The following is a 23,378-nucleotide window of genomic DNA, read 5'->3' on the forward strand; positions in this document are numbered from 1 at the left end:
ACAGGCGTATCAATCATAGCCCGAGACTACGATTAAACCCCAGTAAAATCACGCAAAAACATATGGTTGATTCATTCTGCCGCAGCAGGTGGGCGCATCTCCAGCGCCTTGACCTTACGCCAGTCCAGACCGGCAAACAGGGCCTCAAACTGGGCGTGGTTCAGCGCCATCACCCCGTCTTTGATCGCAGGCCAGGTGAAGGTCATGTCTTCCAACCGCTTGTAGGCCATCACCAATCCGGTGCCATCCCAATACAAAAGCTTCAGCCGATCCGCCCGGCGCGACCGGAACACAAACACCGTGCCGGTGAACGGATCCTTACGCAGCACCGACGACACGATTGCCGCCAGACCATCATGACCTTTCCTGAAGTCCACAGGTTGCGTCGAGACCAGAACCCGCACGCGGTTTGACGGGAACATCATGGCCGCGCCCCGATTGCCCGCACGATCTCGGCAATCCGGTCAGAACTGGTGGTGCCATCGACCCGGATTGTCACACGACCTATCGCAATCTCGATGGGTTTACAGGACAACCCGTCAGGCTTTGTGAGCTGCCCGGCGACAGCCGGCACATCCGCACCGCCGCCACCATCCGACACGACGATCGGTGCAAAACAGAAGCTGTCATCTTCAACCGCAGGCAAAACCAACCGGCCGTCACGTGCCCGACTACGCCATTCCGATAAATGGTTCGCCCGCAGCCCATACCGCGCCGCAACTTCATTCACGCTCACACCTGGCTGCAAGCTCTCAGCAACGATCCGCGCCTTTATCTCTTCCGGCCAGCGTCGCTGTCCGTTGGTCCTTATGTCCACCCCGTAATCCCGGAGAAACTCCAACGTAGTCGCCATCGCGAAACTCCTGCACTGATCTCCATCGCACATGGAATCGCAGGTCAGACAATCTGTTGGAAGGTGAGGGCCAGCGACCGCTTACGTTGGGTCGCGGCAAGCGACCGGCCCAAAGCCGCCTTTCGCTACTTATCTATATTCTGCGGCGCGACGGCAACGATAAGCCAAAAGATCAAAATTTTGCTGGGATTCACTCAAAGGGCCATCAAATAAGAAAAATATTAAAATGTATGCAGTGTTACCTATTGCCCTTGGCTCGATTGTGCGTCTTGCAAAGCATTTCGCAATTTGATGCTGCGGTCGCGCCGCCCTTGCTCCACGCGGAAACATGGTCGGCTTCCATCTCCTTGATGGACCAAATCTTCGCTTTGTTCGAGTCATGGCCCACTGCGCACAGAGAACAGTTGGACATCCCTTTGGAGTTCGCAGCCTTGGTCTGTGCTGCGTACACGGATCTTTTCGTCGCCTCATCAAAGACCCGGATGTCTAGTAGTCGAGGGTCTGCCGATCCTCCCAGAACATACTCGAAAACCCCACGCTTGTTCTTCACGAAGGGGTCACTGTAGAGCTTTTGCACTTCAGCCGAGACGGCACCGGGATCGTAGGATGTCTTGTGATGGGTTTCGTAGAGCCTTCCCCATTCAAGGCCCTGCATTTCCTTCTCAACATCGCTGAAGACGCTCGACACCCAATCAATGACACTGGCGAAGTAGTTCTTCAGTTCGGTGATGTTCTGGTCAGTCCGGTGCTGGCTCATGTAAGCACCGATATCGCCCTCGCTGACCCAATCCAGCGCCCGTTCGAGATAGTCTTGCCGGTTGGCGCTGCCTTTGATGTATGCGCTCCACTTTTGGATGTTTGCGTTCTGGCTGTTACTGAACTCAGCCTTTGCCATCGTGACAAAGGGGCCGGAATAGATCGCGTTCAGAAGCTCTTGAGGCTTCAGGGGAACGCCAGCTATGTTGATGGTCTCGAACCACTGCTTGATCTCGCTCTCTGTACCCTCGCAGATGTAGATGAGCATTTTAGAGTCGAGGATGATTACCTGCTGATCTTTTGGGAGACTGTCGAAGGTCTTTGGGTTACCGTCATCCATGATCGCGAACTTGTTCGTAACGAACCGCCCGATGCTAGTGATGCGTTGCTGACCGTCCAAAACCTCAAATTTTTTGTCTGCAACTTTGTTGAAGTAAATCAATCCAAGTGGATATCCTTTAAGCAGCGACTCAATGACTGCCTGCTCCCGCTTGCCGTTATCTTCTGCATAGATGTAGTTGCGTTGATATTCCGGTTGAATGGTGAGCTTTCCGGCCCACCCAAACAATCCTTTGCCTTCAAGCTGATTATATACGAACCCTTCGCAGAGGTTAGCGACGGTTACTTCGGTTTCAAGATTCGTTTGCAATCGATCGTCTTTCTTAGTTTTAGCGGCGGTGCCTAATAAGGATTCGTTTGTAGACTTTGGTGTCGTTGATGACGCCCGACATATTCAGCGGGATGCTTCCAGGTTTGCCAAAACGCCGAAAGTACGCATCTTTTTGATCTTGCGCAGAGTACCACCGTGTTCTGCAAGGGTTGTCTGGATCGCTAGAGTCAAGGGTGCCCAATATCTCGAACTGATCTGGATTGTACTTGTCCAAGAAAGTTATCGGCACGCCCATGACTCCATCGTAGTCACTGGGGATGGCGTCAGTGAAAGAAACCTCTATCGCGTCATAGTTTTCGTACCGCTCATAAACTGACTTGCCGCTTATCTTCTTGTTGAAGCGCAAATTGTCCTTCATCGGCATAAGTGGAAGGACTTGATGGCGGCGACCATGATCCAGATTTGTGTACCAGCGGACGCCTTTGACCCTAATGTATTTGTTTCCATTCTCGTCAGTTCGGTAACCTGAAGCATTTAGTGGGTAGTGGTCGGGCACGCGAAACTCACGATCTCCACTGTGAATTGTTACGCCCATCCAGAGTTTGTCTGCTTTGATTAAAGGGAAAATCGTTTTGTATGTGAGGGCTTGTAGGTTCCCGATGACAAGTAGCTTCTTTTCGTATTTGGTCATCAGTGCCATAAATTCTTTGAATAGTGAAAAGGGCGGGTTTGTCACTACGATGTCCGCCTCTTGCAGGAGCTCAATGCACTCTGGACTGCGAAAGTCGCCTCCTCCCTCGAGCGGTCTATGGGAATGCGGATTTTTTTCGAGAAAAAGTTTGACGTCCTCGATGCCTACAGCACCGTTGCCATCAACATCAGTAACCTCATCGATTTCAACGCAAATAGCTTTCGGTTTTGGGCGTATGCCATTCCCTGCGGTGTATTCGTCAAATGTGATTTGAGCCCCGGCAATAGATGATCCGTCAAAGCTTGTGGTGATCAGCTTACGCAGCCCCAAGCGATCGAAATTTGCCGCAAAATACTTGAAAAAGTTGCTCTCAAAAGGGTCGTCGCAATTACAGTAGACCGTCTTGTTCCGAAAGGTGTCAGGGTCAAACTCAAGATATGCTTCGACTTCTTTCTGAATATCGACGTATTGAGTATAGAACTCGTCCTTCTTGGCTTCCCGTGCAGCGGTTAAACCAAGGTTCATAGAGTTTCCTTCTGAAGCCATGATCGTTCCCACTTTTGCTCTTAGACCGCAACATAGATTAGCCCCCCAACCTGAGCAAAGCGTTTTTCCTCAGTTGACTCTGAAAACGAGAAACTTGCGTTCTCGCGGCCGCGGCGGATTCACACTTCCCACCCTTCTTGCCCCAAACATAATGATTGCCACCAACCTTGTCTTCACGAAACCGTTCCCAAACAGTGTGTTCTAAACCAAGTTCCAAAACAGTGTGTTCGTTTGCTGTGTTGCACTTGGTGTGGTTAACACAGCGATTCCGAGCACTGTGTTCAACACAGTGTTTCAGCCCACAAACGCAGCACAAAACTGTGCGATGAGTGTGCAGCACATATTGTAAAACTGTGCGATGCTTACAGCGTTGTTATTGTTGGTTTAAATGGTGCCCAGGGGCGGAATCGAACCACCGACACGAGGATTTTCAATCCACTGCTCTACCCCTGAGCTACCCGGGCACCGGGACGGAATATCCGTCGGGTAGCGCGCTTTTAGACGTGGCCCGCGCGGGTGTCCAGAGGGAAAGGCGGGCTTAGTGCAGTTTCCCGTCATCCTCGTCAAAGGGCCCCGGATCCGCGTCTTCGGTTTCGGCCGGACCTGCCGGAATGGCATAGCTGCCCGTCAGCCATTTGCCCAGATCGACATCGGCGCAGCGGCGCGAACAGAAGGGACGATAGGCCTTGTCTGTGGGCCGGTCGCAGATCGGGCAGGCCATTACAGACGCCTCAGCAGATCCGCAGGCAGGGGCAAACGTTCGCGTTTGCGCTGCAATTCAAACAGGCCCATGGGCGTCCAGCCGACCAGCGATGTCTCGACCGGGTCATTCTTGAAGGCGGCGCGCAAGGATTGTTCCACCTGTTTGCGATGGGTCTTGGACATCGAGACGAAATCCACGCTGATCTGCCCGCCCAAGCCGCGCAGCCGCAAGGCGCGGGGCAGGGCGCGCGCGGCGGCGAGGTTTGCCTTGAGCGCGGCAGCAGGGGTCGTGTCGCTGCCGGTATTCACATCCACGGCCACCAGCGCGCGGGTGGGTTCGACATACATCTGCCCTTCGCCCAGCGGCACCAGCGCCCGCCCCAAGGCGGCGATCTGGTCCAGCACGCCCTGTGCCGCAAAGCCGCCCGGTTCGGTGACGATCTCGCTGGCCCCGATCCAGTCGCGCCAGGCCAGCACATGCGGGCTGTCGCCTTCGGTCAGCGCCTCGGGCGCGTCACCCGCGGCATCGGCCAGCACCGCATCGGCCAGGGCCAGCATGGCGGCGATATCGTCGCTGATCTCATCCTCGGTCGCGGTGGCGCAAGAGGATCGCAGGATCAGCCCATGCGCGCCCTCATGCGCGGCATGGGCGATGGCCAGCAGGTTGTCGCGGATGTCTTCATCCAGGATCTGGCGCGAGATATTCAGCCCCGGCTTGCCCGGTGTGACAATCGCATAGCGGCTTTTGAACAGCACCCGGTCGGTGACGGGGACAGCCTTGCTGCCTTCCGAATAGCCCGTGACCTGCACCAGCAGCGCCTGTCCCTGCCGCAGCCCCTTGCCCGCGCGCAGAAAGGCGGTGTCGCCATCGGGCAGGCGCAGCATCATGCCGCCTTGCCCCTTGATCGGGCGGTCACAGATCGCGCGATAGATCGCACCGGGGCGCGGCGCATCGGTCTGGTCGATCAACAGATCATCCAGCTTGCCATCGACCAGATAGGCGGCAGCCTCTAGCCCGGCGACGTGATCGAGGATGATGCTGCGACCCTTCATGATGCGTCCTTATGCAATGGATAGCCCGCAGCCGTCAGCAGGCCTGCGGTTTCGGTCAGCGGCAGGCCGACGATGCCGGTATAGGATCCGTTGATCCAGGGGATAAAGGCACCTGCCGGTCCCTGGATCGCATAGCCGCCCGCCTTGCCCTGCCAGTCGCCGCTGGCCAGATAAGCGTTCACTTCGGCATCGGATAATTGCTTGAATGCCACCGTGCTTTGCACATCGCGCAGCCAGCTGCGGTTGCCGCGCTTGACGGCGACGGCGGTGATCACCTTGTGGCGGCGCCCCGACAGCGCGTAAAGAAAGGCCGCTGCCTCGCCTGCATCACGCGGCTTGCCCATGATCCGGCGGCCCAGCGCCACGGTCGTATCAGCGCAAAGCACCACGGTATCGTCATCCGCCACCATCGCGGCCAGTTTTTCGCGGGCGATCCGCTGGACGTAATCGCGCGGCAATTCGGCGCGGCGCGCGTCTTCGTCGATATCGGGCGGGCGCACGGCATCGGGGGTGACACCAAGCTGCGCCAAAAGCTCCAGCCGCCGGGGCGAGCCAGAGCCGAGGATCAGTTTCAAGCGAATGTCCGGGGGCAGGGTGGTCATGTGATCTCCGCAACCGCGACAGGGCCGCATTTCGCCTGCGGCCAAACGCTTATCCCTGCTGCGTGAAACTGTGTTTCACGCTATTTGAAACGGTAATTGATCCGACCCTTTGTCAGGTCATAGGGGGTCATTTCGACCTGTACCTTGTCGCCTGCCAGAACGCGGATGCGGTTCTTGCGCATCTTGCCTGCCGTATGTGCGATGATCTCATGGCCGTTTTCCAGCTCGACCCGAAATGTCGCGTTCGGCAGAAGTTCTTTCACGACACCTGGGAATTCGAGCAGTTCTTCCTTGGCCATGTGATCTCCTGTATATCTCGTCCGCTATTTGCGGACCGCTGCTAAATGCGCCTGTCCGGTCCGATTTTCAAGGGTAAATATGCGTCTGCGGCGAATGGAACCCGCGTCATTCGGCCAGATCATCACTTGCGGGACCAAAGCGCGCAACCAGCCGGTCGTGAATCTGGTCGCGGGCTTGCCGGTACAGCGCCAGACGCGCTTCGCGGTTGTCGCCCATGCCGGTGGGGTCAAGGATTGGCCAATATTCGACATCAAGATGAAAGAACTGGGTCAGATCCAATGCGCGCCGCTGGCTGGCAGGCGACAGCGCCAGCACCAGATCGAAGGATGACAGATCATCGCCCCATTGTTCCATCTCGTCAAAGGACCGCGACCGGTGGCGCGACACCTCGACCCCGATTTCGGCGCAGACGGTGACGGCGAAACCGTCGATCTCCATATCGTTCTTGACGCCGACCGATTGGACATAGCAGCGCTTGCCGTAAAGTTTCTTCATGATCCCCTCGGCCATGGGCGAGCGGACAGAATTATGATCGCAGCAAAACAGCACCGATTGGGGCAGGGGGGCATATTTGCCGGGATCACCCACATCAGCCCCCAAAATGCAGCACGCAGATCAAGGTAAACAGGCGGCGGGCAGTGTCATTATCGACCACGGCCTTGCCTTCCAGCCGTTCCTGCAACACCCGCGCGCCTTCGTTATGGATACCGCGCCGGGCCATGTCGATGGTTTCGATCTGGCTGGGGGGCAGGGTTTTCACCGCGTCGAAATAGCTGGCGCAGATCTGGAAATAATCCTTCACCACCTGCCGGAACGGCCCAAGCGACAGATGGAATTCGCCCGCAGGCGTGCCGTCTTCCAGCTGGATATCAAAGACCAGCCGCTTTTCGCGGATCGACAGGCCCAGCTGGAACGGCCCTTCCGGCACGGGGCGGTCATCGCGCGGCGGCATGGCAAAGCTGTTGTCTTCCAGCAGGTCGAACATCGCGACCTTGCGTTCCTGATCAATCTGGGGCGTGGGCGCGGGCAACCCGCTGTCATCAAGGATGATATTGACGATGCGCGCCATCTCAGCCCCCCCGGTTCAGCCGGTCAAGCCGCGCGCGTACGCTCAGCCCATGCGCTTGCAGGCTTTCGGATTTGGCCAGCCGTTCGGCGGCGGGGCCGATAGCGGCCAGCGCCTCGGGTGTCATGCGCGACAGGGTCGTGCGTTTGATAAAGTCCATCACTGATAATCCACTTGAAAAACGGGCCGACCTTGCCGTCGGCAGCACATGGTTCGGCCCGCCTATGTAATCGCCGATCGCCTCTGGTGTCCAACCGCCAATAAAGATGGCACCCGCATGGGTGATCCGGCCGGCCAGCGCCTCGGCATCCGTGGTGCATAATTCCAGATGTTCGGGCGCGATCCGGTCGGACAGGGCGACAGCCTCGTCCATATCCGCCACCGTGATGATCGCGCCGAAATCGCGCCAGCTGGCCCCCGCAATGGCGCGGCGTTCCAGCGTTTGCAGGCGTTTGTCCACCGCATCCGCCACCGCGCGGCCGAAATCGGCATCATCGGTGATCAGCAGCGATTGCGCGCTTTCGTCATGTTCGGCCTGTGATAGCAGATCAAGCGCGATCCAATCAGGGTCATTGTCGCGATCCGCGATGACCAGAATTTCCGACGGCCCTGCGATCATGTCGATGCCGACCTTGCCGAATACCCGCCGTTTGGCGGCGGCAACAAAGGCATTGCCCGGCCCGGTGATCTTGTCCACCGGCGGGATGGTCTGGGTGCCATAAGCCAGCGCCGCAATCGCCTGCGCGCCGCCGATGCGGTAAATCTCGTCCACGCCCGCGATCTGGGCCGCCATCAAGACCAGCGGATTGGTCACGCCGTCAGGCGTTGGCACGACGATCGCCAGACGCTGCACCCCCGCGACCTTGGCCGGGATCGCATTCATCAGCACGGATGACGGATAGCTGGCCAATCCGCCGGGCACATAAAGCCCTGCGGCCGAAACAGGCGTCCAGCGCCAGCCCAGCATGGCCCCTGTGTCATCCGCCCAGCTGGCATCCTCTGGCATCTGGCGGCTGTGATAGGCGCGGATGCGCGCAGCGGCCAGTTCCAGTGCGGCGCGATCATCGTCCGAGACCAGCGCGCATTCGGCGGCGATTTCTTCGGGGGTAAAGCGCAAGGTGGCGGGCGTCAGGTCCAGCCGGTCAAAACGCGCGGTCAGATCGATCACCGCCTGATCGCCGCGCGCGCGCACATCGGCGATGATCTCGGCCACGATATGATCGACATCGGGGCTGTCTTCGCGTTTGGCACCCAGAAGGGCGCTAAAGCGGGCCTCGAAATCGGGATCGGTCGTGGACAGGAATTGCGGCATGGATGTCTCCTTCGTGACAGGGGACATAGCGGGGACCGTGCGCCGCTTCAATGGTATCAGTCGGGATGCTTGGGGGCCTTGCCCGAGGGGGCGGCATAGGGTTGCGTGACATCGCGCAGCACGGCCTCTAACGCCTCGACCTGCAAGGCGATGGCGCCATCGCCTGCCAGCGTCAGTTCAACCCGCCCCGCGCCATCGGCGGCAGGGGTGAAATGGATCGACAAAAGCGAACAGACAAGGTCGCTCTCGGCCTTGTCGATGCCTTGGCTTTGCACGGCCATCACATCCTCAAAGGCCAGCACGGATTGCACGCGCTCTGGCTGCTGGCGGCCATTTTCCCAGCGAAAGCGGTTGATCAGCAAGGCAAAGCGGCGCGCCTTGCGGTCCCAGCGCATTTCCGACACGGGAAACACGGCATCCTGCGTGATCGCGGCAATCACCGCCAGATCCTCGGCATCCAGCGCGCGCAGGCGCAAGGGCTTGTCCGCCCCGTCGCGGAAACTGGCATCGCGGGTCATGTGGACACCCGTTCGATATTGGCGCCCACAGCGCGCAGCTTTTCCTCGACATGTTCATAGCCGCGATCCAGATGATAAACGCGGCTGACCAGCGTTTCGCCCTCGGCCGCAAGCCCCGCAAGGATCAGCGACACCGAGGCGCGCAGATCGGTCGCCATCACCGGCGCGCCTTTCAGACGGTCCACGCCCTGCACCGTGGCAGTGCCGCCCTGCACGTCGATTTTCGCCCCCATGCGGATCAATTCGGGGGCATGCATGAAGCGGTTCTCAAAGATCTTTTCTTCCAGCACCGATGTGCCTTGGGCCGTGCAAAGCATCGCCATCATCTGCGCCTGCAAATCGGTCGGAAAGCCGGGGAACACGGCGGTGGTGACATTCACGGCCTTGGCACGGCTGCCATTGCGCTTGACCCGGATGCCATCGGGGGTCTCGGTGATATCGACGCCCGCCTCGGCCAGCTTTTCGGCAAAAGACCCGACCAGATCAATGCGCCCGCCAAGACATTCCACCTCGCCGCCCGCGAAAACCGGGGCCAGCATATAGGTGCCCAGCTCGATCCGGTCGGTGACGACAGGATGGGTCGCAGCGCCCAGCCGGTCCACGCCATCAATCGTGATCGTGCTGGTGCCTTCGCCCTCGATCTGCGCGCCCATACGGCGCAGACATTGCGCAAGATCGACGATTTCAGGCTCGCGCGCGGCGTTTTCGATGATCGTCGTGCCCTTGGCCAAGGTGGCGGCCATCAGCACGTTTTCAGTGGCCCCGACACTGGCAAAGCGCAATGCGACCCGCGCGCCTTTCAGCCCGCCCTTGGCGGTGGCATGCAGATAGCCGTCCTTTAGCGCGATCGTGGCCCCCATGGATTCCAAGGCTGTGACATGAATATCCATCGGCCGCGCGCCAATGGCGCAACCGCCGGGCAAGGACACCACGGCCTGATGATGCCGCGCCAGCAGCGGACCCAGCACGAGGTTGGACGCCCGCATCTTGCGCACGATTTCATAATCCGCGCGGGTCGAGGTCATCGCATGCGACGACAGCACCTGCACCTTGCCGTCTTGTAATGCGGTCACCTCGACGCCCAAGGATTGCAGCAGGGCGGTCATCGTCTTGATATCCGACAGGCGCGGGGCATTGGTCAGGGTCAGCGGTTCTTCGGACAGCAATGTCGCGGGCATCAGCGCCAATGCGGCGTTCTTGGCACCCGCGATCTGGATCTTGCCGTTCAGCGGCGCGCCGCCCTTGACCAAAATGGAATCCATGCTGCCTAGTCTTTCTTTTGTTTGCCTGCATCCGCTGCGCGTGCGCGCGCCTGTGCCTTGCGCTTGGCCATATTGGCCTTCAGCGCGGCTTTCAACCGTTCTTCGCGGGTTGCGGCGGTCTTGACCGGCTGTGGCTTGCTGTCTTTGCTGTCCATGGCACCCTGTTAGCAAGACCCGCAAAAACCGTCCAGAGAGGGCTTGCACGCGCAGGCGAATGTCGCTAATCCCCCGCCTCACGGATGCTGTGGTAGCTCAGTGGCAGAGCACACCCTTGGTAAGGGTGAGGTCGAGAGTTCAATCCTCTCTCACAGCACCATCTTTACGCTTTGATTTCAGGATAGGGTGGCTTGCCGCGCGGCAAAGGCCGTGGCCAGCAGGTCACGCGGCAGCATGCGCAGATCAGAAGGCGGATGTGATCATCAGGCCGGTTGACAGGCTCTCGCTGGTGAAACGGGTGACATTGCTGTCGGTCTTGCTGCCCGTGATGGTCATCACCGGGGTGAAACCGGCATAGCTGATGTCGGGAAAACCGATATTGGCGCTATAAAACAGCGTGTTGTCGCGGCGCCCGCCGGCGACGACGAAAGGGCCGATAGCATAATCGGGATAGGCACGTTTGGCGATGCCGCCGCTGAACCCCAATGTGACCGGGCCAATCGGCTCTGCCCAATCATAGCTGATCTGGGCGGTCCAATCGGTGGATCTGTAATTGGGATTGCTGCTGCTTGCATCGCCATAACGGATGCTGGCCGCAAACTGGTCGCCTCTTGGCAAGGCATAGCCGTAAGATACAGCAAAGCTGCTGCGCTGCACATCGCTGATCGCGGCCAGTTCATAAACGGTCCAGCTGCGTCCGACCGTCAGGCCGATTTCCATATCCGCGCCAATCGGCACGCGCCGGTCGATCTCGATCTGCCATTCGCCATATCTCTGGCGGTCGGTTTGCAGCGTCACATTATCCAGATCGCGGTAATCGACCAGCATATAGGACAGCTGCGCCCCGATGCGGCCGCTGTCGAGGGCGCGATCATGGCGCAGGTGCAGCGTGACCTCATCTGTGGCCAGCGCCGCATCGGGGACAGCGACAGCATCGGTGATCCGCAGGCGGACGCCTTGATATCGCGCGCCGATCAGTGTGCGGCTGACCGGGCTTTGCCAGAGCCGATAGGTCGCGCCAAGCGCCAGCGCGCCGCGCCACCCCGCCAAGGCCTGCGCATCATCCGACAGCGTGCCGGTCGGGGTGCCGGGTGCGGCCGCCAGATTGCCCGATGCGCCGCCATTCACATTCGAGGATGGGGCCAGCGATGCCGCAAGATCAAAGGACCAGGGATTGCGGCGCCGCACCAGCCGGCCATCCGCCAGCACCTGTGCGCGTTCTGCATCATCAGGGGCCACGATCAGGGCACGCCGCAGCCAGAATGTCGCAAGATTGAACCGGCCCTCGGTGAAAGCGGCCAGCGCTGTCAGCCTTGCGGCCTCATAACGTTCCAGATCGGTTCCCGACAGCGCAAAGGCCCGCGCACCCGCCCTGCGGCCTGCGGCAGGATCGCCCTGCTGGGCCGCGGCGGCGGCGATAATGATCAATGCGCTCCTGTCATCGGGAAGCTGCGACAGGATCGCATGGGCAAGATCCAGCGCCAGCGCGCTCTCGCCCGCCAAAAGCGCCTGCATCGCGACCGCGCGGGCCTCTTGCATGGACAGGTTCACGGAGGTCTGCGCGCTTGCCGCTGTGCCGGTGATGAAAACCGCGCATATCAGGCCGATCATTCTGCGCATGATGACTGTCATCTTGGGCGCGGATGCGCGATCCTGCACGCCTGCGCCGGGGTGCCAGCACTGTCACCGGCACCCACATTGGCACCGGCGGATCGGGCGGCAAAGCTGGGGGCATGACAGGCAGCACGCATCATATCGAATGCCTCTGAGTGATATCTTTCGATAGCCTATCTGGCCTCGCTGCCGGATAGTCAACCGGCCAAGGCCGCCTTCTGCGCCGTTTTCACGCAGCAAGAGGTTTTGCCACAACAGGGCTTTGCCTATACTGCGGGCAGACTCATTCCCCAGACCGGAGACGCAGATGCCCATCACCCCCGACCAGCAGGCCGAAATCGACACGTTGCGCGCCAATCCACAGCCCACTTTGCGCGCGACCGCTCCGGGGATGGAGGCGCATCTTTACAAGGCTTATGACGTGCTGGACCACGGCTTCATCCGCGTGATCGATTATATGGGCGATGATGCCGCGATTTGTCAGGCGGCGCGGGTGTCTTATGGCAAAGGCACCAAGTCGGTGCAGAACGACGAAGGCCTGATCCGCTACCTGATGCGGCATTGGCATTCGACCCCCTTCGAGATGTGCGAGATCAAGCTGCATGTCAAACTGCCGGTCTTCGTCGCGCGCCAGTGGATCCGGCACCGGACCGCCAATGTGAACGAATATTCCGCGCGCTATTCGATCCTCGACCGCGAATTCTATATTCCGGCCCCCGAACATCTGGCCGCGCAATCGGTGATCAACAACCAGGGCCGGGGCGAGGCGTTGACAGGGGACGAGGCCGCGCGCGTGCTGGCCTATCTGAAAGACGATGCCGCGCGCTGTTACGACCATTACGCCGAGATGATCAGCGACGAGGGCCAGCAGGGCCTGGCGCGCGAGCTTGCCCGGATGAACCTGCCCGCCAATATCTATACCCAATGGTATTGGAAGGTGGACCTGCACAACCTGTTCCACTTCCTGCGGCTGCGCGCCGACAGCCATGCGCAATATGAAATCCGCGTCTATGCGGATGAGATCTGCAAGGTGGTCGCCGATTGGGTGCCCGCCGCCTATGGCGCCTTCGAGGATTACCGCATGGGCGGTGCCACACTCTCTGGCAAGGCGATTGATTGCGTGCGGCGGATGTTGAAGGGTGAGGTGGTAACGCAGGAGACCTCCGGCATGAGCAAAGGCGAATGGCGGGAGTTTGAAGGGGTGATTGGGTAGGGTGCGCATTTTGCGCACCCAATCGCACATCCCGCCCGTGGTGTGCGCATTTTGCGCACCATGCCCGCAACGCCTCGCATGGGTGCGCAGGATGCGCATCCTACGGGGACCATGCGCATTTCGCGCGCAACCCCGCAACCGGCAAAACCAGCGTAGGATGCGCATTTTGCGCACCTAATCGCATACCCCTGCCCACAGGTGCGCAAAATGCGCACCCTACCGGAATGAGCTGTAGGGCCAATCCGCGGGATCATCGACCAGACCGTGTTTCGCGGGGTTGATGCGGCAATATTCCATCAGTGCGGTATATTCGGCGTCATTGCGGATATGATGCTCCCAGAAACGGCGCTGCCATACACCCGCTTCGCGCCGCGCGATATGGCTTGGGCGTCGGTCGCCGTGGCCGACGGCACGCGAGAACCGCCCCTTGATCGCGCCCATGCGGGTGGAATAATCCGCATCCCCCGCAGGCAGCGTCCAGATGCAATGCATGTGATCGGGCAAGACCACCCAGGCATCCACCTTGAACGGGCGTTGCGCGCGGGTCTGCATCACGGCCAGACGCAGTGCCGCCACCTCGCGCACCAGCAGCGCGCTGCTGCGGTCCGCCAGATTGACAGTGAAAAAGACGGTTGCACCGGGCAGGCGCGGGCGGCGATAACAGGACATGCGGCGCAATATCGCGCGGCGTGGTTAACAAACTGGAACCGCGATGATCCTCTACGGCCTGCCCACCTGTTCGGATTGCAAGGCGGCGCTGCGGGCGCTGGCGGATCAGGGCGTGACCTTCCGCGATATCCGCGCCGACCCGCTGACTGCTGCCGAATGGGCGCCGCTGATCGCGGAATTTGGCGACATGTTAATCGACCGCAAATCGCAGATCTATCGCAACCTGAACGCCTGGCTGCGCGCATCCGAAGCCGAGGCGCAGCTGGACGCGCAGCCCGCCTTGATGGCCCGCCCGGTGATCACCGATGGCAGCCGCTGGACCCTGGGCTGGGACACCAAGGCACAGGCGGTCTGGCTGGGTTAATCGGCCTTGGCCAGATTGCCCGCCATCTTGCGCCCGTCGCGACCCTCGACCAGATCAAAGGTGATCTTCTGGTTATCCGCCAACCCCGTCATTCCGGCTTGTTCCACCGCCGAGATATGCACGAAGATATCATTGCCGCCATCATCGGGGGCGATAAAGCCGAATCCCTTGGTCGTATTGAACCATTTCACTGTGCCGCTTGGCATGTCGTCCTCTCCTTTTGTCGCCAGCACCCGGGCCCCGCGACAAGCGGTCTTCCCTTTGCCTTGTAATCCCCAGACTCAGGTGTTTTATGAAAAACGCAATTGACACGACGTCGCAGTTTGGCGGCAAAAGACGCAAAGGACCGGCGATATGCGGTTTTTCGGGCTGAAATCATGTGACACCTGCCGCAAGGCGCTGGCCGCCTTGCATGCGCAGGGCATCACCCCCCAGGTGATCGATGTGCGGTCCGACGGGCTGCATGTCGATGATATCCAGGCCATCGTCATGGCCTTTGGCGACGCGGCGATCAACCGGGCCTCGACCACCTGGCGCGGCCTGTCAGAGGATGCCCGCGCGCAAGATACAGCCGCGCTGCTGGCCGCCTATCCGACGCTGATGAAACGCCCGGTGATCGCCAGTGACGCAGGCTGGACCATCGGCTGGAAACCGGATGTGCAGGCAAAATACCTGCGCAGCTGATTACAGCAGATCAGGCGGCGTTGCGCGTTGCTTTAGCTCTGCCACGATCTCATCCATTGTGACGACGCGGGTCTGGGTTTCGCCCAATTGCCGCGCGGTGGCGCTGCGTTCCTCGACCTCGCGCGCGCCAACGGCAAGGATCACGGGGACCTTGCCGACGGAATGTTCGCGGACCTTGTAATTGATCTTTTCGTTGCGGGTATCCGCCTCGGCGCGCACACCGGCGGCGGTCAGCGCTGACACCAGTTCGCGCGCGTAATCATCGGCATCCGACACGATGGTCGCCACCACAACCTGACGCGGGGCCAGCCAGAACGGCAGCTTGCCGGCATGTTCCTCGATCAGGATGCCGATGAACCGCTCGAACGATCCCAAGGTGGCGCGGTGCAGCATGACGGGGCGGTGTTTTTCGCCATCCGTGCCGATATATTCCGCATCCAGCCGTTCGGGCAGGTTCGCATCCACCTGCAAAGTGCCGCATTGCCAGTTCCGCCCGATCGCATCGGTCAGGGTGAATTCCAGCTTTGGCCCGTAAAACGCGCCTTCGCCTTCCAGCACTTCGAAATCATAGCCTGCCGCGCGGCAAGCATCGCCCAAGGCCGTTTCCATCATATCCCAGGTTTCATCCGACCCGATGCGTTGTTCAGGGCGGGTGGACAGTTTGATGGTCCAATTGTGAAAGCCCAGATCGGCATAGACCTGTGACAGGAACGCGATGAAGCGCGCGGTTTCCGGTTCGATCTGGTCTTCGCGGCAGAAAATATGGCCGTCATCCTGCGTGAAGCCGCGCACCCGCATGATGCCATGCAACGCGCCCGAGGGTTCATAGCGTGCGCAAGACCCGAATTCGGCCATCCGCAACGGCAGGTCGCGATAGGATTTCAGACCCTGGTTGAAAATCTGCACATGGCAGGGGCAGTTCATCGGTTTGAGCGCATTGACCGCCTTTTCGCGGGCATGTTCCTCGTCCACTTCGACGATGAACATGTTTTCTTGATATTTGTCCCAATGCCCCGAGGCTTCCCAGAGCTTGCGATCCACGACCTGCGGGGTGTTGACCTCGACATAGCCGCCCGCGCGCTGGCGGCGGCGCATGTAATCTTGCAATTCGGTATAGATCGTCCAGCCATTGGGGTGCCAGAACACCTGACCGGGGGCTTCTTCTTGCATGTGGAACAGGTTCATCTCGCGGCCCAGTTTGCGGTGGTCGCGTTTGGCCGCCTCCTCCAGCCGGTGCAGATGCTCTTTCAGCCCTTCTTTATTGGTAAAGGCGGTCCCGTAGATGCGTTGCAGCATCGGGCGGCTGCTGTCGCCGCGCCAATAGGCACCGGCGATGGACATCAGCTTGAACGCATCGGCAGGCACTTGGCCGGTGTTCTGCAAATGCGGGCCACGGCACAGATCCTGCCACTCGCCATGCCAATACATGCGCAAAGGTTCATCGCCGGGGATGGCCGCGATCAGCTCGACCTTATAAGGCTCGCCGCGGTCGGTGTAATATTGCACGGCACGGGCGCGGTCCCAGATCTCGGTGCGGACATCATCGCGCTTGTTGATGATTTCCTTCATCTTTTTCTCGATCAAGCCCAGATCCTCGGGCGTGAACGGGTCCTTGCGGTCGAAATCGTAATACCAGCCATCCTTGATCACGGGGCCGATGGTGACTTGGGTGTCGGGCCAGATCTCTTGCACGGCGCGGGCCATGATATGGGCCAGATCGTGGCGGACGAGTTCCAGGGCCGGGGCCTCATCCTTCATCGTGTTGATGGCGATCTGGGCATCCATCTGGATCGGCCATTGCAGATCCCAATGCGCGCCATTCACGGTGGCGGAAATCGCCTTTTTGCGCAGCGAAGGGGAAATATCGCTGGCGACATCGGCGGCGGTCACGCCTGCATCATAGGACCGGCTATTGCCATCAGGAAATGTCAGGGAAATCTGTGCCATCAGGCAAGCTCCTCGTCGGTTTGGCGCCCACGGAACGCCCGGTTGCGGGTGATATGTGCCGCCTAGATGCCGCCGCGCCAGCCAATCGTCAAGCCGATTGAACGGGCTGCATGATTTGTATGCAGAGATATACGTTGACTGCGACGCCTTGCGCAGTAAAACCGACATCAGTTTCCGATACGAAACATGCACCAAGGGGATGGATCATGCCGAGCTATAACCGCACATTCGATCTGAGCATTGCCGATGTCGATCTGATCGAAGAGGCTTTGCGCGCGCGCGGGCGTGAATTGTCGCGGATGCGGCTGGCCCTGTCCGAGGAAAACCCCGCCCATCTGGAATCGATCCGCGTGATCGAACAGGACCAGCGCACCGGCGAGGAATTGCTGGGCCGGTTGCATGACCAGAAAATCTTTTACCGGCCGCGCAAAGCGGTCTATGTCGGGGGCTGACAGGCAGCGCGCGTCGGTGCCATGACCACAAAGGCCCCGACATGATGCCCAAGTTCCTGACAACGCCCGAGGGGCGCAAAATCGCCTATCACCTGACCGATGGGACAGGGCCTGCCATTATCTTCCTTGGCGGGTTCAAATCCGACATGGGCGGCACCAAGGCGGTCTTTCTGGAAAACTGGGCGCGGGGGCAGGGCAGGGCATTCCTGCGGTTCGATTATTCCGGCCATGGCGATAGCAGCGGCGCTTTCACCGATGGGGCAATCGGCGATTGGCTGCGCGATGCGCAGGCCGCCATCGGGCTGGTCGCGGGGCCTGTCGTGCTGGTCGGGTCCAGCATGGGGGGCTGGATTTCGTTGCTGCTGGCGCGCGCCATGCCTGACAGGGTGGCCGGTCTGGTGACCATCGCCGCCGCGCCCGATTTCACCGAAGACAGCATGTGGGCGGGGGCAAGTGACGCCCAACGCGCAGCGCTGATGACGGATGGGCAGATCGCGCTGCCGTCCGATTATGGCGATCCCTATATCATCACCCGCCGCCTGATCGAGGACGGGCGCGATCATCTGGTGCTGCGCGATCCATTGCCGCTGCCATTTCCGGTGCGGTTCCTGCAAGGGACGGCGGACAAGGATGTCGATATGGCCGTGGCGCTGCGGCTGCTGGATCATGCGCAGGGGGCTGACATGCGGCTGACGCTGGTGGACGGGGCCGATCACCGCTTTTCCGATGACAGCTGCCTTGCGCTGATCGCAGACACTATCACCGATGTGATCGCGCGCCGCTGACGCGTTGGGCGGTCGGGCGCCGATGGGTCTTGTGATGCGCGCTGCAGCAGGCCAAAAGGGCCGCAGCCGGAAAGATCAGGGATCATATCAATGTCGCAAGAGCCGATTGTCCTTGTGCCCCCCATGCTCTGTGATGTGGGGGTCTTTGGGCCGCAAATCCTTGATCTTGGCAATGATCATGCGGTGATGTTCGCGCCGACGACGCAAGGCGAGCGGATGGAAGAAATCGCCTCGCAGATCCTGACATGGGCGCCGGCGAAATTCGCGCTGGCGGGGATGGGGATGGGCGGCATGGTGGCGGCCGAAATCCTGCGCCGCGCGCCCGACCGTGTGACGCGGATCGCGCTGATCGCAACCAGCGCACAGGCCGAAACCCCCGAAGCCGCCGCCGCGCGTGAACCCCATATCATCGCGGCCAAAGGCGGCGGGCGCTGGCACGAGGTTTTGCAGCACGAGATCAATTCAACATGGATGGCCCCCAGCACCGACCGCGTCGCGCTGGTCCGGCATCTGCGCCAGATGGGCGAGGCGCTGGGCCCCGCCGCCTATGTCAGCCAATCGCGCGCGATGCAGCGGCGCAAGGACCAGCAATCGACGCTGAGCCAGATCAAACAGCCCGCCTATGTGATCTGCGGGCAGCATGACGGGCAATATCCGCTGCGGCGGCAGGAATTCATGGCGGAATTGATCCCCTATGCCACGCTCGAGGTGATCGCAGAGGCTGGCTATATGCCCACGCTCGAAGCGCCCGAACAGGTGACAGCCGCGCTGCGGCGCTGGATGAAAGCACCGCTGATGCTGCGGATGTAGATCAGGCGGCGGCGTTCTTGTTGGCGGGCTTTTTGGTATCGCCAGAATTGGCGTCGATGAAATCCAGCACAAGCGGGCGGATATTCTGCCTCCAGCTGCGGCCTGCGAAAATACCGTAATGCCCGGCACCGGGTTCCAGATGCGCCGCTTTCTTGCTGTCGGGCAGGCCGGTCAGCAGCGGCAAGGCGGCAAGGCACTGGCCGGGGGCGGAAATATCGTCCTTTTCGCCTTCGACGATCTTGACCGCGACGGTGGTGATCTTGCCCAGATCAACCGCCTTGCCGTTCACGGTAAAGCTGTTCTGCGCGATTTCGCGGTTCTTGAAGATCCGTTCCACCGTGGACAGGTAAAATTCCGCCGTCATATCCATCACGGCCAGATATTCGTCATAGAACACGTTATGTTTGTCATGTTCAGAGGCTTCGCCCTTGGCCGATTTGATGATCTGGTCGCGGAACGCGTCGGAATGGGTTTCCATATTCATCGAGATGAAAGAGGCCAGCTGCAACAGGCCGGGATAAACCGTCCGGCCGACGCCTGCATATTTGAACCCGACGCGCTGGATCATCGTCTGTTCCAGCTGGCCCATGGTGACCGAGCGGCCGAAATCGGTCACCTCGGTATGGTTCGCCTCGGGATCGACCGGGCCGCCGATCAGGGTCAGTGAACGGGGCTGCGCCTTGGGATCCTCGGCCGCCAGATAGGCAGTCGCAGCCAGCGCCAGCGGCACCGGCTGGCACACGGCGATCACATGGGTGTCGGGGCCAAGTTCGCGCATGAAATCGACCAGGTAAAGCGTGTAATCCTCGACATCGAATTTGCCGGCGCTGACGGGGATGTCGCGGGCATTGTGCCAGTCGGTGATATAGACATCGGCATCGGGCAGCAGGCTGATCACGGTCTTGCGCAACAGCGTCGCGTAATGGCCCGACATCGGCGCCACCACCAGCACGCGGCGTTTGCTGGCCTTGCGACCGGGCGTCGCGAAATGGATCAGATCGCCAAAAGGGCGTTCCAGCACGCGTTCGATGACAATCGTATGGTCCTTGCCCTTGTCATCGGAAATCGGCGGCAGGTTCCAATCGGGCTTGACCACCATGCGCGCGAAGGTGCGTTCCGTGACCTCGCCCCAGGCCTTGAGCCAATCCATCGCCGGATTTGCAGCCCAGGACATCATCGGATAGGATGCATAGGCGCGCGCACTGGCCCCCAGCCATTGATAGGTATTCCGCGTGCTTTCCATAAGGTCATAGGTCATCATATACTTCATCGAAAGCTCCGATCGGTCAGGCACATATGCTGCACTCGCAGCATACGCATAGGTGGATGAATATGACAACAAACGATTTAGACCCAGTGAATGAAGCGGGTAGCGGTGTTGCCAAGCTCGAAGCCAACCTTGCCCGCGTCGAGGAACTGACCCAGCGGCTGCTCAAGGTGATGGGTCAATCGCGCAAGGTCGCCCCCGCCTTGCAGGGGCCAAGCCAGGAACTCTATGTCAAAGCCGCCAGCGCCTATATGGCCGAGATGATGCAAAACCCCGCCAAGCTGATCGAACATCAGCTGGAATTCTGGGGCAAATCGGTCAAACATTATGTCGAGGCCCAGCATCTGCTGGCCCAAGGCAAACTGACCCCGCCGACCGATGAAACCCCCAAGGATCGCCGGTTCAGCCATGAATTATGGGATACCAACCCCTATTTCAACTTTATCAAACAGCAATATCTGATGAATGCCGCCGCCGTGCGCCAGGCGGTCGAGGATATCGACACGCTGGATGCCGACGAGAAAAAGCGCCTGCGCTATTTCAGCCAGCAGATGGTCGATATGATCAGCCCCACCAATTTCCTGCCCACCAACCCCGAGGCGCTGGCGCTGGCCGCCGAAACCGAAGGCGAAAGCCTTGTCGCGGGGCTGGAAAACATGATCGCCGATCTAGAGGCGAATAACGGCGATCTGGTCGTGACGCTGGCCGATAAAAAGGCGTTCACATTGGGCGACAACCTGGCCACCACGCCGGGATCGGTGGTGTTCCGCAACCATCTGTTCGAGCTGATCCAATATGCGCCCAGCACCGACAGCGTGCATGAAATTCCTTTATTGATCTTCCCGCCTTGGATAAATAAATTTTATATTCTGGACCTCAAACCACAAAACAGCCTGATCAAATGGGCGGTGGATCAGGGCCATACGGTCTTTGTCGTCTCTTGGGTGAACCCTGACGCGTCCTATGCGGATACATCCATGTCCGATTATGTCACGGATGGCTATCTGGCCGCCATGGCCGAGGTCAAAAAGATCTGCGGCGTCAAAAAGATCAATGCCGTGGGCTATTGCATCGCGGGCACGACGCTGTCGCTGACGCTGGCGCTGATGAAACAGCGCAAGGATACATCCGTCAACACGGCCACCTTTTTCACCACGCTGACCGATTTTTCCGACCGGGGCGAAGTGGGCGTCTTTCTGGACGATGATTTCGTCGATGGGATCGAGGCAGAGGTGGCGCAGAACGGTATCCTCGATTCCTTCTTCATGTCGCGGACGTTTTCCTATCTGCGCTCCAACGACCTGATCTATGGCCCCGCGATCAAAAGCTATATGCTGGGCAAGGCCCCGCCGGCCTTTGACCTGCTTTACTGGAACGGCGACGGCACCAATCTGCCTGCGAAAATGTCGGTCGAATATCTGCGCGGCCTGTGTCAGGGCGATTGTTTCGCCAATGGTGACGGGTTCGAGATCTGCGGCACCATGGTCCGGCTGAAAGACGTGACCGTCCCGCTTTGTGCCATCGCCTGCGAGACCGACCACATCGCCGCCTGGAAAAGCAGTTACAGCGGCGTGCAAAAGATGGGGTCCAAGGACAAGACCTTTATCTTGTCGGAATCGGGCCATATCGCGGGGATCATCAACCCCCCGAGCAAGAATAAATACGGCCATTACACCAATCCCGAACTGGGCTTGACGGTGGATGATTGGCGCCTGTCGGCAGTGCGTCACGACGGGTCCTGGTGGCCGCGCTGGGATGCCTGGCTGGCGCCGCAATCGGGCAAATCGGTCCCGGCACGCAGCCCCGGCGGTGCCGATCACCCGGTTTTGGCCCCGGCACCCGGGACATATGTTTCCGCTAAGTAACCCAAGGCAAAGCACTTTTCCGACGTTACAAAAAATTCATGCTGCAGTGCAGAAAAAAGACTTGAAATGCTGCACTGCAGCATGCATATTGGTGTCAGACGAAAACAGCGGATGTTGATCCGCGGATTTAAAGGATAACACCGATGGCTAAGACCCAAGATTTCACCGCCGTGTTCAAAGACATGATGGGCGCATTCCCCGTTGACACCAAAGCAATGGAAGATTCTTTCAAAAACCAGACCGCACTGGCCGAGAAAATGTCCGCCGTCGCCATTGATGCAGCTGGCAAATCCACCGAATTGTCCGCCAAATGGGCACAGGACACATTGACCAAGCTGCAGTCCATGGCATCCGCCAAGACCGAACCTGCAGATTACGCCAAAGCGATGACCGATTTCGCATCGGCTTCGGCTGAATCCGCTGCCGAACATATGGCCGCTTTCGCCGAGATCGCGAAAAAGGTCCAGACGCAGACGATGGAGCTGGTTCTGGCCGCTGGCAAGGACATGTCCGAAGAAATGACCGCCGCTGCCAAGAAAGCGACGAATGACGTGACTGCTGCTGCGAAAAAAGCGACAGCCGCGAAATAAGCGATACGAACGACCCCAAACCTCCCTTGGGGATTGTTCTGAAAACGGCCTGCATCGCGCGGGCCGTTTTTGGTTTGAGGTAACGCTTTCCTTTTTTGCAGACGCAGCCTAGGCTTCTCTGCAGTGCAACATGTCCAAGGGGGAGGGCGCGTCTTGGCTGATACCAACAAACCACTGCTTATCAAGCGCTACGCAAGCCGGCGTCTCTACAATACGGAAACCAGCGATTACGTCACGCTGGAAGACATCGCGCTGTTTATCCGCGAAGGCCGCGAGGTGCAGATCGTCGATCTGAAATCCGGCGATGACCTGACACGGCAATATCTTTTGCAGATCATCGCAGAACACGAAAGCCGCGGCGAAAGCGTGCTGCCCGTCGATGTGCTGACCGATCTGGTGCGCAGCTATACCACGCAGGCCGCATCGGTGGTGCCGCAATTCCTGCAAGCCAGTTTCGAGATGCTGCGCGATGGTCAATCCAAAGCGATGGAAAACATGACCAAGGCCAATCCGATGACCGCGATGCCGGGTTTTGATGCGATGCGCGCCCAACAGGCCGCGTTTTTCAAGGCCATGACGGGGGGGCTGGTCGGCGGTGCCTCTGGTCCGGCCAAGGATGGCGACGATCTGGACGAGATCAAGACCCAGCTGGCCGCCTTGCAGGAAAAGCTGGCCAAGATGGGCAAATAAG

28 protein-coding genes and 2 tRNA genes are annotated in these 23,378 nt (G+C 59.7%); 10 read left to right on the forward strand and 20 right to left on the reverse strand.

The features are described from left to right. Window positions 1-71: 71 nt before the first annotated feature. The 15 genes from tnpB to LOKVESSMR4R_RS20410 form a co-directional block, all read right to left on the reverse strand. Window positions 72-425, reverse strand: coding sequence for an IS66 family insertion sequence element accessory protein TnpB (tnpB, locus tag LOKVESSMR4R_RS04300; protein ID WP_087206430.1), 354 nt, complete (start codon window positions 423-425; stop codon window positions 72-74). Next, window positions 422-853 carry an IS66-like element accessory protein TnpA gene (gene tnpA, locus LOKVESSMR4R_RS04305; protein ID WP_087206431.1) on the reverse strand — a complete coding sequence of 144 codons (432 nt, stop codon included), beginning with the start codon at window positions 851-853 and terminating at the stop codon, window positions 422-424. The genes tnpB and tnpA overlap by 4 nt, the downstream gene beginning before the upstream one ends. Before the next feature lie 238 nt (window positions 854-1,091). Then, window positions 1,092-2,258, reverse strand: a complete 1,167-nt coding sequence (locus LOKVESSMR4R_RS04315) for a GmrSD restriction endonuclease domain-containing protein (RefSeq protein WP_087206463.1) — start codon at window positions 2,256-2,258, stop codon at window positions 1,092-1,094. Window positions 2,259-2,277: 19 nt separating this feature from the next. Next, entirely contained in the window at window positions 2,278-3,435 is a 1,158-nt protein-coding gene (locus LOKVESSMR4R_RS04320; protein WP_087206464.1) for an adenine-specific methyltransferase EcoRI family protein, read from the reverse strand. 410 nt (window positions 3,436-3,845) lie between these two features. After that, window positions 3,846-3,920: transfer RNA gene (locus LOKVESSMR4R_RS04325), tRNA-Phe, on the reverse strand. A gap of 74 nt (window positions 3,921-3,994) precedes the next feature. Further along, window positions 3,995-4,177, reverse strand: coding sequence for a DNA gyrase inhibitor YacG (locus LOKVESSMR4R_RS04330; protein WP_087206465.1), 183 nt, complete (start codon window positions 4,175-4,177; stop codon window positions 3,995-3,997). Next, window positions 4,177-5,211 (reverse strand): ribonuclease E/G, encoded by a 1,035-nt coding sequence (locus tag LOKVESSMR4R_RS04335; RefSeq protein WP_087206466.1) that lies wholly within the window; start codon window positions 5,209-5,211, stop codon window positions 4,177-4,179. Before LOKVESSMR4R_RS04335 ends, LOKVESSMR4R_RS04330 begins: the two co-directional genes overlap by 1 nt. Then, a complete protein-coding gene (locus LOKVESSMR4R_RS04340) occupies window positions 5,208-5,813 on the reverse strand; it encodes a Maf family protein (protein WP_087206467.1) in 606 nt (201 codons plus the stop codon). Before LOKVESSMR4R_RS04340 ends, LOKVESSMR4R_RS04335 begins: the two co-directional genes overlap by 4 nt. A gap of 80 nt (window positions 5,814-5,893) precedes the next feature. Continuing rightward, window positions 5,894-6,112 carry a translation initiation factor IF-1 gene (gene infA, locus LOKVESSMR4R_RS04345; protein WP_007205486.1) on the reverse strand — a complete coding sequence of 73 codons (219 nt, stop codon included), beginning with the start codon at window positions 6,110-6,112 and terminating at the stop codon, window positions 5,894-5,896. A 106-nt stretch (window positions 6,113-6,218) separates the two neighbouring features. After that, entirely contained in the window at window positions 6,219-6,701 is a 483-nt protein-coding gene (locus LOKVESSMR4R_RS04350) for a low molecular weight phosphatase family protein (protein WP_087206468.1), read from the reverse strand. 1 nt (window position 6,702) lies between these two features. After that, window positions 6,703-7,182, reverse strand: a complete 480-nt coding sequence (locus LOKVESSMR4R_RS04355) for a UPF0262 family protein (RefSeq protein ID WP_087206469.1) — start codon at window positions 7,180-7,182, stop codon at window positions 6,703-6,705. 1 nt (window position 7,183) lies between these two features. Next, entirely contained in the window at window positions 7,184-8,491 is a 1,308-nt protein-coding gene (gene hisD / locus LOKVESSMR4R_RS04360; protein ID WP_087206470.1) for a histidinol dehydrogenase, read from the reverse strand. A gap of 56 nt (window positions 8,492-8,547) precedes the next feature. Beyond that, complete coding sequence (locus LOKVESSMR4R_RS04365) at window positions 8,548-9,009, reverse strand: DUF2948 family protein (RefSeq protein ID WP_087206471.1); 462 nt, start codon at window positions 9,007-9,009, stop codon at window positions 8,548-8,550. Then, window positions 9,006-10,271, reverse strand: coding sequence for a UDP-N-acetylglucosamine 1-carboxyvinyltransferase (gene murA / locus LOKVESSMR4R_RS04370; protein ID WP_087206472.1), 1,266 nt, complete (start codon window positions 10,269-10,271; stop codon window positions 9,006-9,008). Before murA ends, LOKVESSMR4R_RS04365 begins: the two co-directional genes overlap by 4 nt. 5 nt (window positions 10,272-10,276) lie before the next feature. Beyond that, entirely contained in the window at window positions 10,277-10,426 is a 150-nt protein-coding gene (locus LOKVESSMR4R_RS20410) for a hypothetical protein (RefSeq protein ID WP_204248722.1), read from the reverse strand. Between the two features lie 86 nt (window positions 10,427-10,512). Between LOKVESSMR4R_RS20410 and LOKVESSMR4R_RS04375 the strand changes: the two genes are divergently transcribed. Further along, a tRNA-Thr gene (locus tag LOKVESSMR4R_RS04375) sits at window positions 10,513-10,587 on the forward strand. 83 nt (window positions 10,588-10,670) lie between these two features. Here the strand turns inward: LOKVESSMR4R_RS04375 and LOKVESSMR4R_RS04380 are convergent. Continuing rightward, entirely contained in the window at window positions 10,671-12,047 is a 1,377-nt protein-coding gene (locus tag LOKVESSMR4R_RS04380) for a surface lipoprotein assembly modifier (protein WP_087212590.1), read from the reverse strand. A 301-nt stretch (window positions 12,048-12,348) separates the two neighbouring features. Between LOKVESSMR4R_RS04380 and thyX the strand changes: the two genes are divergently transcribed. Next, window positions 12,349-13,254: an FAD-dependent thymidylate synthase gene (gene thyX, locus LOKVESSMR4R_RS04385; protein WP_087206473.1), complete on the forward strand. Its 906-nt coding sequence runs from the start codon at window positions 12,349-12,351 to the stop codon at window positions 13,252-13,254. 216 nt (window positions 13,255-13,470) lie between these two features. Here thyX and LOKVESSMR4R_RS04390 read toward each other — a convergent pair whose 3' ends face one another. Then, entirely contained in the window at window positions 13,471-13,923 is a 453-nt protein-coding gene (locus tag LOKVESSMR4R_RS04390) for an REP-associated tyrosine transposase (RefSeq protein ID WP_087206474.1), read from the reverse strand. Window positions 13,924-13,966: 43 nt separating this feature from the next. Here LOKVESSMR4R_RS04390 and LOKVESSMR4R_RS04395 point away from each other — a divergent pair, with 43 nt between their 5' ends. Beyond that, a complete protein-coding gene (locus LOKVESSMR4R_RS04395) occupies window positions 13,967-14,287 on the forward strand; it encodes an arsenate reductase family protein (RefSeq protein ID WP_087206475.1) in 321 nt (106 codons plus the stop codon). Here LOKVESSMR4R_RS04395 and LOKVESSMR4R_RS04400 read toward each other — a convergent pair. Further along, window positions 14,284-14,493 carry a cold-shock protein gene (locus LOKVESSMR4R_RS04400; protein ID WP_157898130.1) on the reverse strand — a complete coding sequence of 70 codons (210 nt, stop codon included), beginning with the start codon at window positions 14,491-14,493 and terminating at the stop codon, window positions 14,284-14,286. The genes LOKVESSMR4R_RS04395 and LOKVESSMR4R_RS04400 overlap by 4 nt on opposite strands. 148 nt (window positions 14,494-14,641) lie before the next feature. Between LOKVESSMR4R_RS04400 and LOKVESSMR4R_RS04405 the strand changes: the two genes are divergently transcribed. Continuing rightward, on the forward strand, window positions 14,642-14,971 hold the full coding sequence (locus LOKVESSMR4R_RS04405) for an arsenate reductase family protein (protein WP_087206477.1): 330 nt from the start codon (window positions 14,642-14,644) through the stop codon (window positions 14,969-14,971). On the opposite strand, the gene thrS is transcribed toward LOKVESSMR4R_RS04405, so the two are convergent. Next, on the reverse strand, window positions 14,972-16,918 hold the full coding sequence (thrS, locus tag LOKVESSMR4R_RS04410) for a threonine--tRNA ligase (RefSeq protein ID WP_087206478.1): 1,947 nt from the start codon (window positions 16,916-16,918) through the stop codon (window positions 14,972-14,974). It abuts the gene before it with no gap. A gap of 206 nt (window positions 16,919-17,124) precedes the next feature. Between thrS and LOKVESSMR4R_RS04415 the strand changes: the two genes are divergently transcribed. The 3 genes from LOKVESSMR4R_RS04415 (at window position 17,125) to LOKVESSMR4R_RS04425 (ending at window position 18,965) form a co-directional block, all read left to right on the forward strand. Continuing rightward, window positions 17,125-17,370, forward strand: a complete 246-nt coding sequence (locus LOKVESSMR4R_RS04415) for a hypothetical protein (RefSeq protein ID WP_087206479.1) — start codon at window positions 17,125-17,127, stop codon at window positions 17,368-17,370. 44 nt (window positions 17,371-17,414) lie between these two features. Beyond that, window positions 17,415-18,155, forward strand: a complete 741-nt coding sequence (locus LOKVESSMR4R_RS04420; RefSeq protein ID WP_087212594.1) for an alpha/beta hydrolase — start codon at window positions 17,415-17,417, stop codon at window positions 18,153-18,155. A 90-nt stretch (window positions 18,156-18,245) separates the two neighbouring features. Continuing rightward, window positions 18,246-18,965 (forward strand): alpha/beta fold hydrolase, encoded by a 720-nt coding sequence (locus LOKVESSMR4R_RS04425; RefSeq protein WP_087206480.1) that lies wholly within the window; start codon window positions 18,246-18,248, stop codon window positions 18,963-18,965. A gap of 1 nt (window position 18,966) precedes the next feature. On the opposite strand, the gene phaZ is transcribed toward LOKVESSMR4R_RS04425, so the two are convergent. Further along, a complete protein-coding gene (gene phaZ / locus LOKVESSMR4R_RS04430) occupies window positions 18,967-20,235 on the reverse strand; it encodes a polyhydroxyalkanoate depolymerase (protein ID WP_087206481.1) in 1,269 nt (422 codons plus the stop codon). 62 nt (window positions 20,236-20,297) lie between these two features. Here phaZ and LOKVESSMR4R_RS04435 point away from each other — a divergent pair, with 62 nt between their 5' ends. The 3 genes from LOKVESSMR4R_RS04435 (at window position 20,298) to phaR (ending at window position 23,377) form a co-directional block, all read left to right on the forward strand. Continuing rightward, the gene (locus LOKVESSMR4R_RS04435; RefSeq protein ID WP_420645901.1) at window positions 20,298-22,097 is read left to right on the forward strand and encodes a PHA/PHB synthase family protein; all 1,800 of its coding nucleotides are present in this window, start codon (window positions 20,298-20,300) and stop codon (window positions 22,095-22,097) included. Window positions 22,098-22,240: 143 nt separating this feature from the next. Beyond that, entirely contained in the window at window positions 22,241-22,687 is a 447-nt protein-coding gene (locus tag LOKVESSMR4R_RS04440) for a phasin family protein (RefSeq protein WP_087206483.1), read from the forward strand. A gap of 153 nt (window positions 22,688-22,840) precedes the next feature. After that, window positions 22,841-23,377: a polyhydroxyalkanoate synthesis repressor PhaR gene (gene phaR / locus LOKVESSMR4R_RS04445; RefSeq protein WP_087206484.1), complete on the forward strand. Its 537-nt coding sequence runs from the start codon at window positions 22,841-22,843 to the stop codon at window positions 23,375-23,377. The last annotated feature ends 1 nt before the right edge of the window (window position 23,378 follow it).

The sequence above is a fragment of the Yoonia vestfoldensis genome (assembly GCF_002158905.1).
GTDB classification, from domain to species: domain Bacteria; phylum Pseudomonadota; class Alphaproteobacteria; order Rhodobacterales; family Rhodobacteraceae; genus Yoonia; species Yoonia vestfoldensis_B.

Coding starts and splice junctions, on each gene's coding strand:
- tnpB (WP_087206430.1), bottom strand. CDS start 425: ATGATGTTCCCGTCAAACCGCGTGCGGGTTCTGGTCTCGACGCAACCT.
- tnpA (WP_087206431.1), bottom strand. CDS start 853: ATGGCGACTACGTTGGAGTTTCTCCGGGATTACGGGGTGGACATAAGG.
- LOKVESSMR4R_RS04320 (WP_087206464.1), bottom strand. CDS start 3,435: ATGAACCTTGGTTTAACCGCTGCACGGGAAGCCAAGAAGGACGAGTTC.
- LOKVESSMR4R_RS04330 (WP_087206465.1), bottom strand. CDS start 4,177: ATGGCCTGCCCGATCTGCGACCGGCCCACAGACAAGGCCTATCGTCCC.
- LOKVESSMR4R_RS04335 (WP_087206466.1), bottom strand. CDS start 5,211: ATGAAGGGTCGCAGCATCATCCTCGATCACGTCGCCGGGCTAGAGGCT.
- LOKVESSMR4R_RS04340 (WP_087206467.1), bottom strand. CDS start 5,813: ATGACCACCCTGCCCCCGGACATTCGCTTGAAACTGATCCTCGGCTCT.
- infA (WP_007205486.1), bottom strand. CDS start 6,112: ATGGCCAAGGAAGAACTGCTCGAATTCCCAGGTGTCGTGAAAGAACTT.
- LOKVESSMR4R_RS04355 (WP_087206469.1), bottom strand. CDS start 7,182: ATGGCGCGCATCGTCAATATCATCCTTGATGACAGCGGGTTGCCCGCG.
- hisD (WP_087206470.1), bottom strand. CDS start 8,491: ATGCCGCAATTCCTGTCCACGACCGATCCCGATTTCGAGGCCCGCTTT.
- LOKVESSMR4R_RS04365 (WP_087206471.1), bottom strand. CDS start 9,009: ATGACCCGCGATGCCAGTTTCCGCGACGGGGCGGACAAGCCCTTGCGC.
- murA (WP_087206472.1), bottom strand. CDS start 10,271: ATGGATTCCATTTTGGTCAAGGGCGGCGCGCCGCTGAACGGCAAGATC.
- LOKVESSMR4R_RS20410 (WP_204248722.1), bottom strand. CDS start 10,426: ATGGACAGCAAAGACAGCAAGCCACAGCCGGTCAAGACCGCCGCAACC.
- LOKVESSMR4R_RS04380 (WP_087212590.1), bottom strand. CDS start 12,047: ATGCGCAGAATGATCGGCCTGATATGCGCGGTTTTCATCACCGGCACA.
- thyX (WP_087206473.1), top strand. CDS start 12,349: ATGCCCATCACCCCCGACCAGCAGGCCGAAATCGACACGTTGCGCGCC.
- LOKVESSMR4R_RS04390 (WP_087206474.1), bottom strand. CDS start 13,923: ATGTCCTGTTATCGCCGCCCGCGCCTGCCCGGTGCAACCGTCTTTTTC.
- LOKVESSMR4R_RS04395 (WP_087206475.1), top strand. CDS start 13,967: ATGATCCTCTACGGCCTGCCCACCTGTTCGGATTGCAAGGCGGCGCTG.
- LOKVESSMR4R_RS04400 (WP_157898130.1), bottom strand. CDS start 14,493: ATGCCAAGCGGCACAGTGAAATGGTTCAATACGACCAAGGGATTCGGC.
- LOKVESSMR4R_RS04405 (WP_087206477.1), top strand. CDS start 14,642: ATGCGGTTTTTCGGGCTGAAATCATGTGACACCTGCCGCAAGGCGCTG.
- thrS (WP_087206478.1), bottom strand. CDS start 16,918: ATGGCACAGATTTCCCTGACATTTCCTGATGGCAATAGCCGGTCCTAT.
- LOKVESSMR4R_RS04415 (WP_087206479.1), top strand. CDS start 17,125: ATGCCGAGCTATAACCGCACATTCGATCTGAGCATTGCCGATGTCGAT.
- LOKVESSMR4R_RS04420 (WP_087212594.1), top strand. CDS start 17,415: ATGCCCAAGTTCCTGACAACGCCCGAGGGGCGCAAAATCGCCTATCAC.
- LOKVESSMR4R_RS04425 (WP_087206480.1), top strand. CDS start 18,246: ATGTCGCAAGAGCCGATTGTCCTTGTGCCCCCCATGCTCTGTGATGTG.
- phaZ (WP_087206481.1), bottom strand. CDS start 20,235: ATGAAGTATATGATGACCTATGACCTTATGGAAAGCACGCGGAATACC.
- LOKVESSMR4R_RS04435 (WP_420645901.1), top strand. CDS start 20,298: ATGACAACAAACGATTTAGACCCAGTGAATGAAGCGGGTAGCGGTGTT.
- LOKVESSMR4R_RS04440 (WP_087206483.1), top strand. CDS start 22,241: ATGGCTAAGACCCAAGATTTCACCGCCGTGTTCAAAGACATGATGGGC.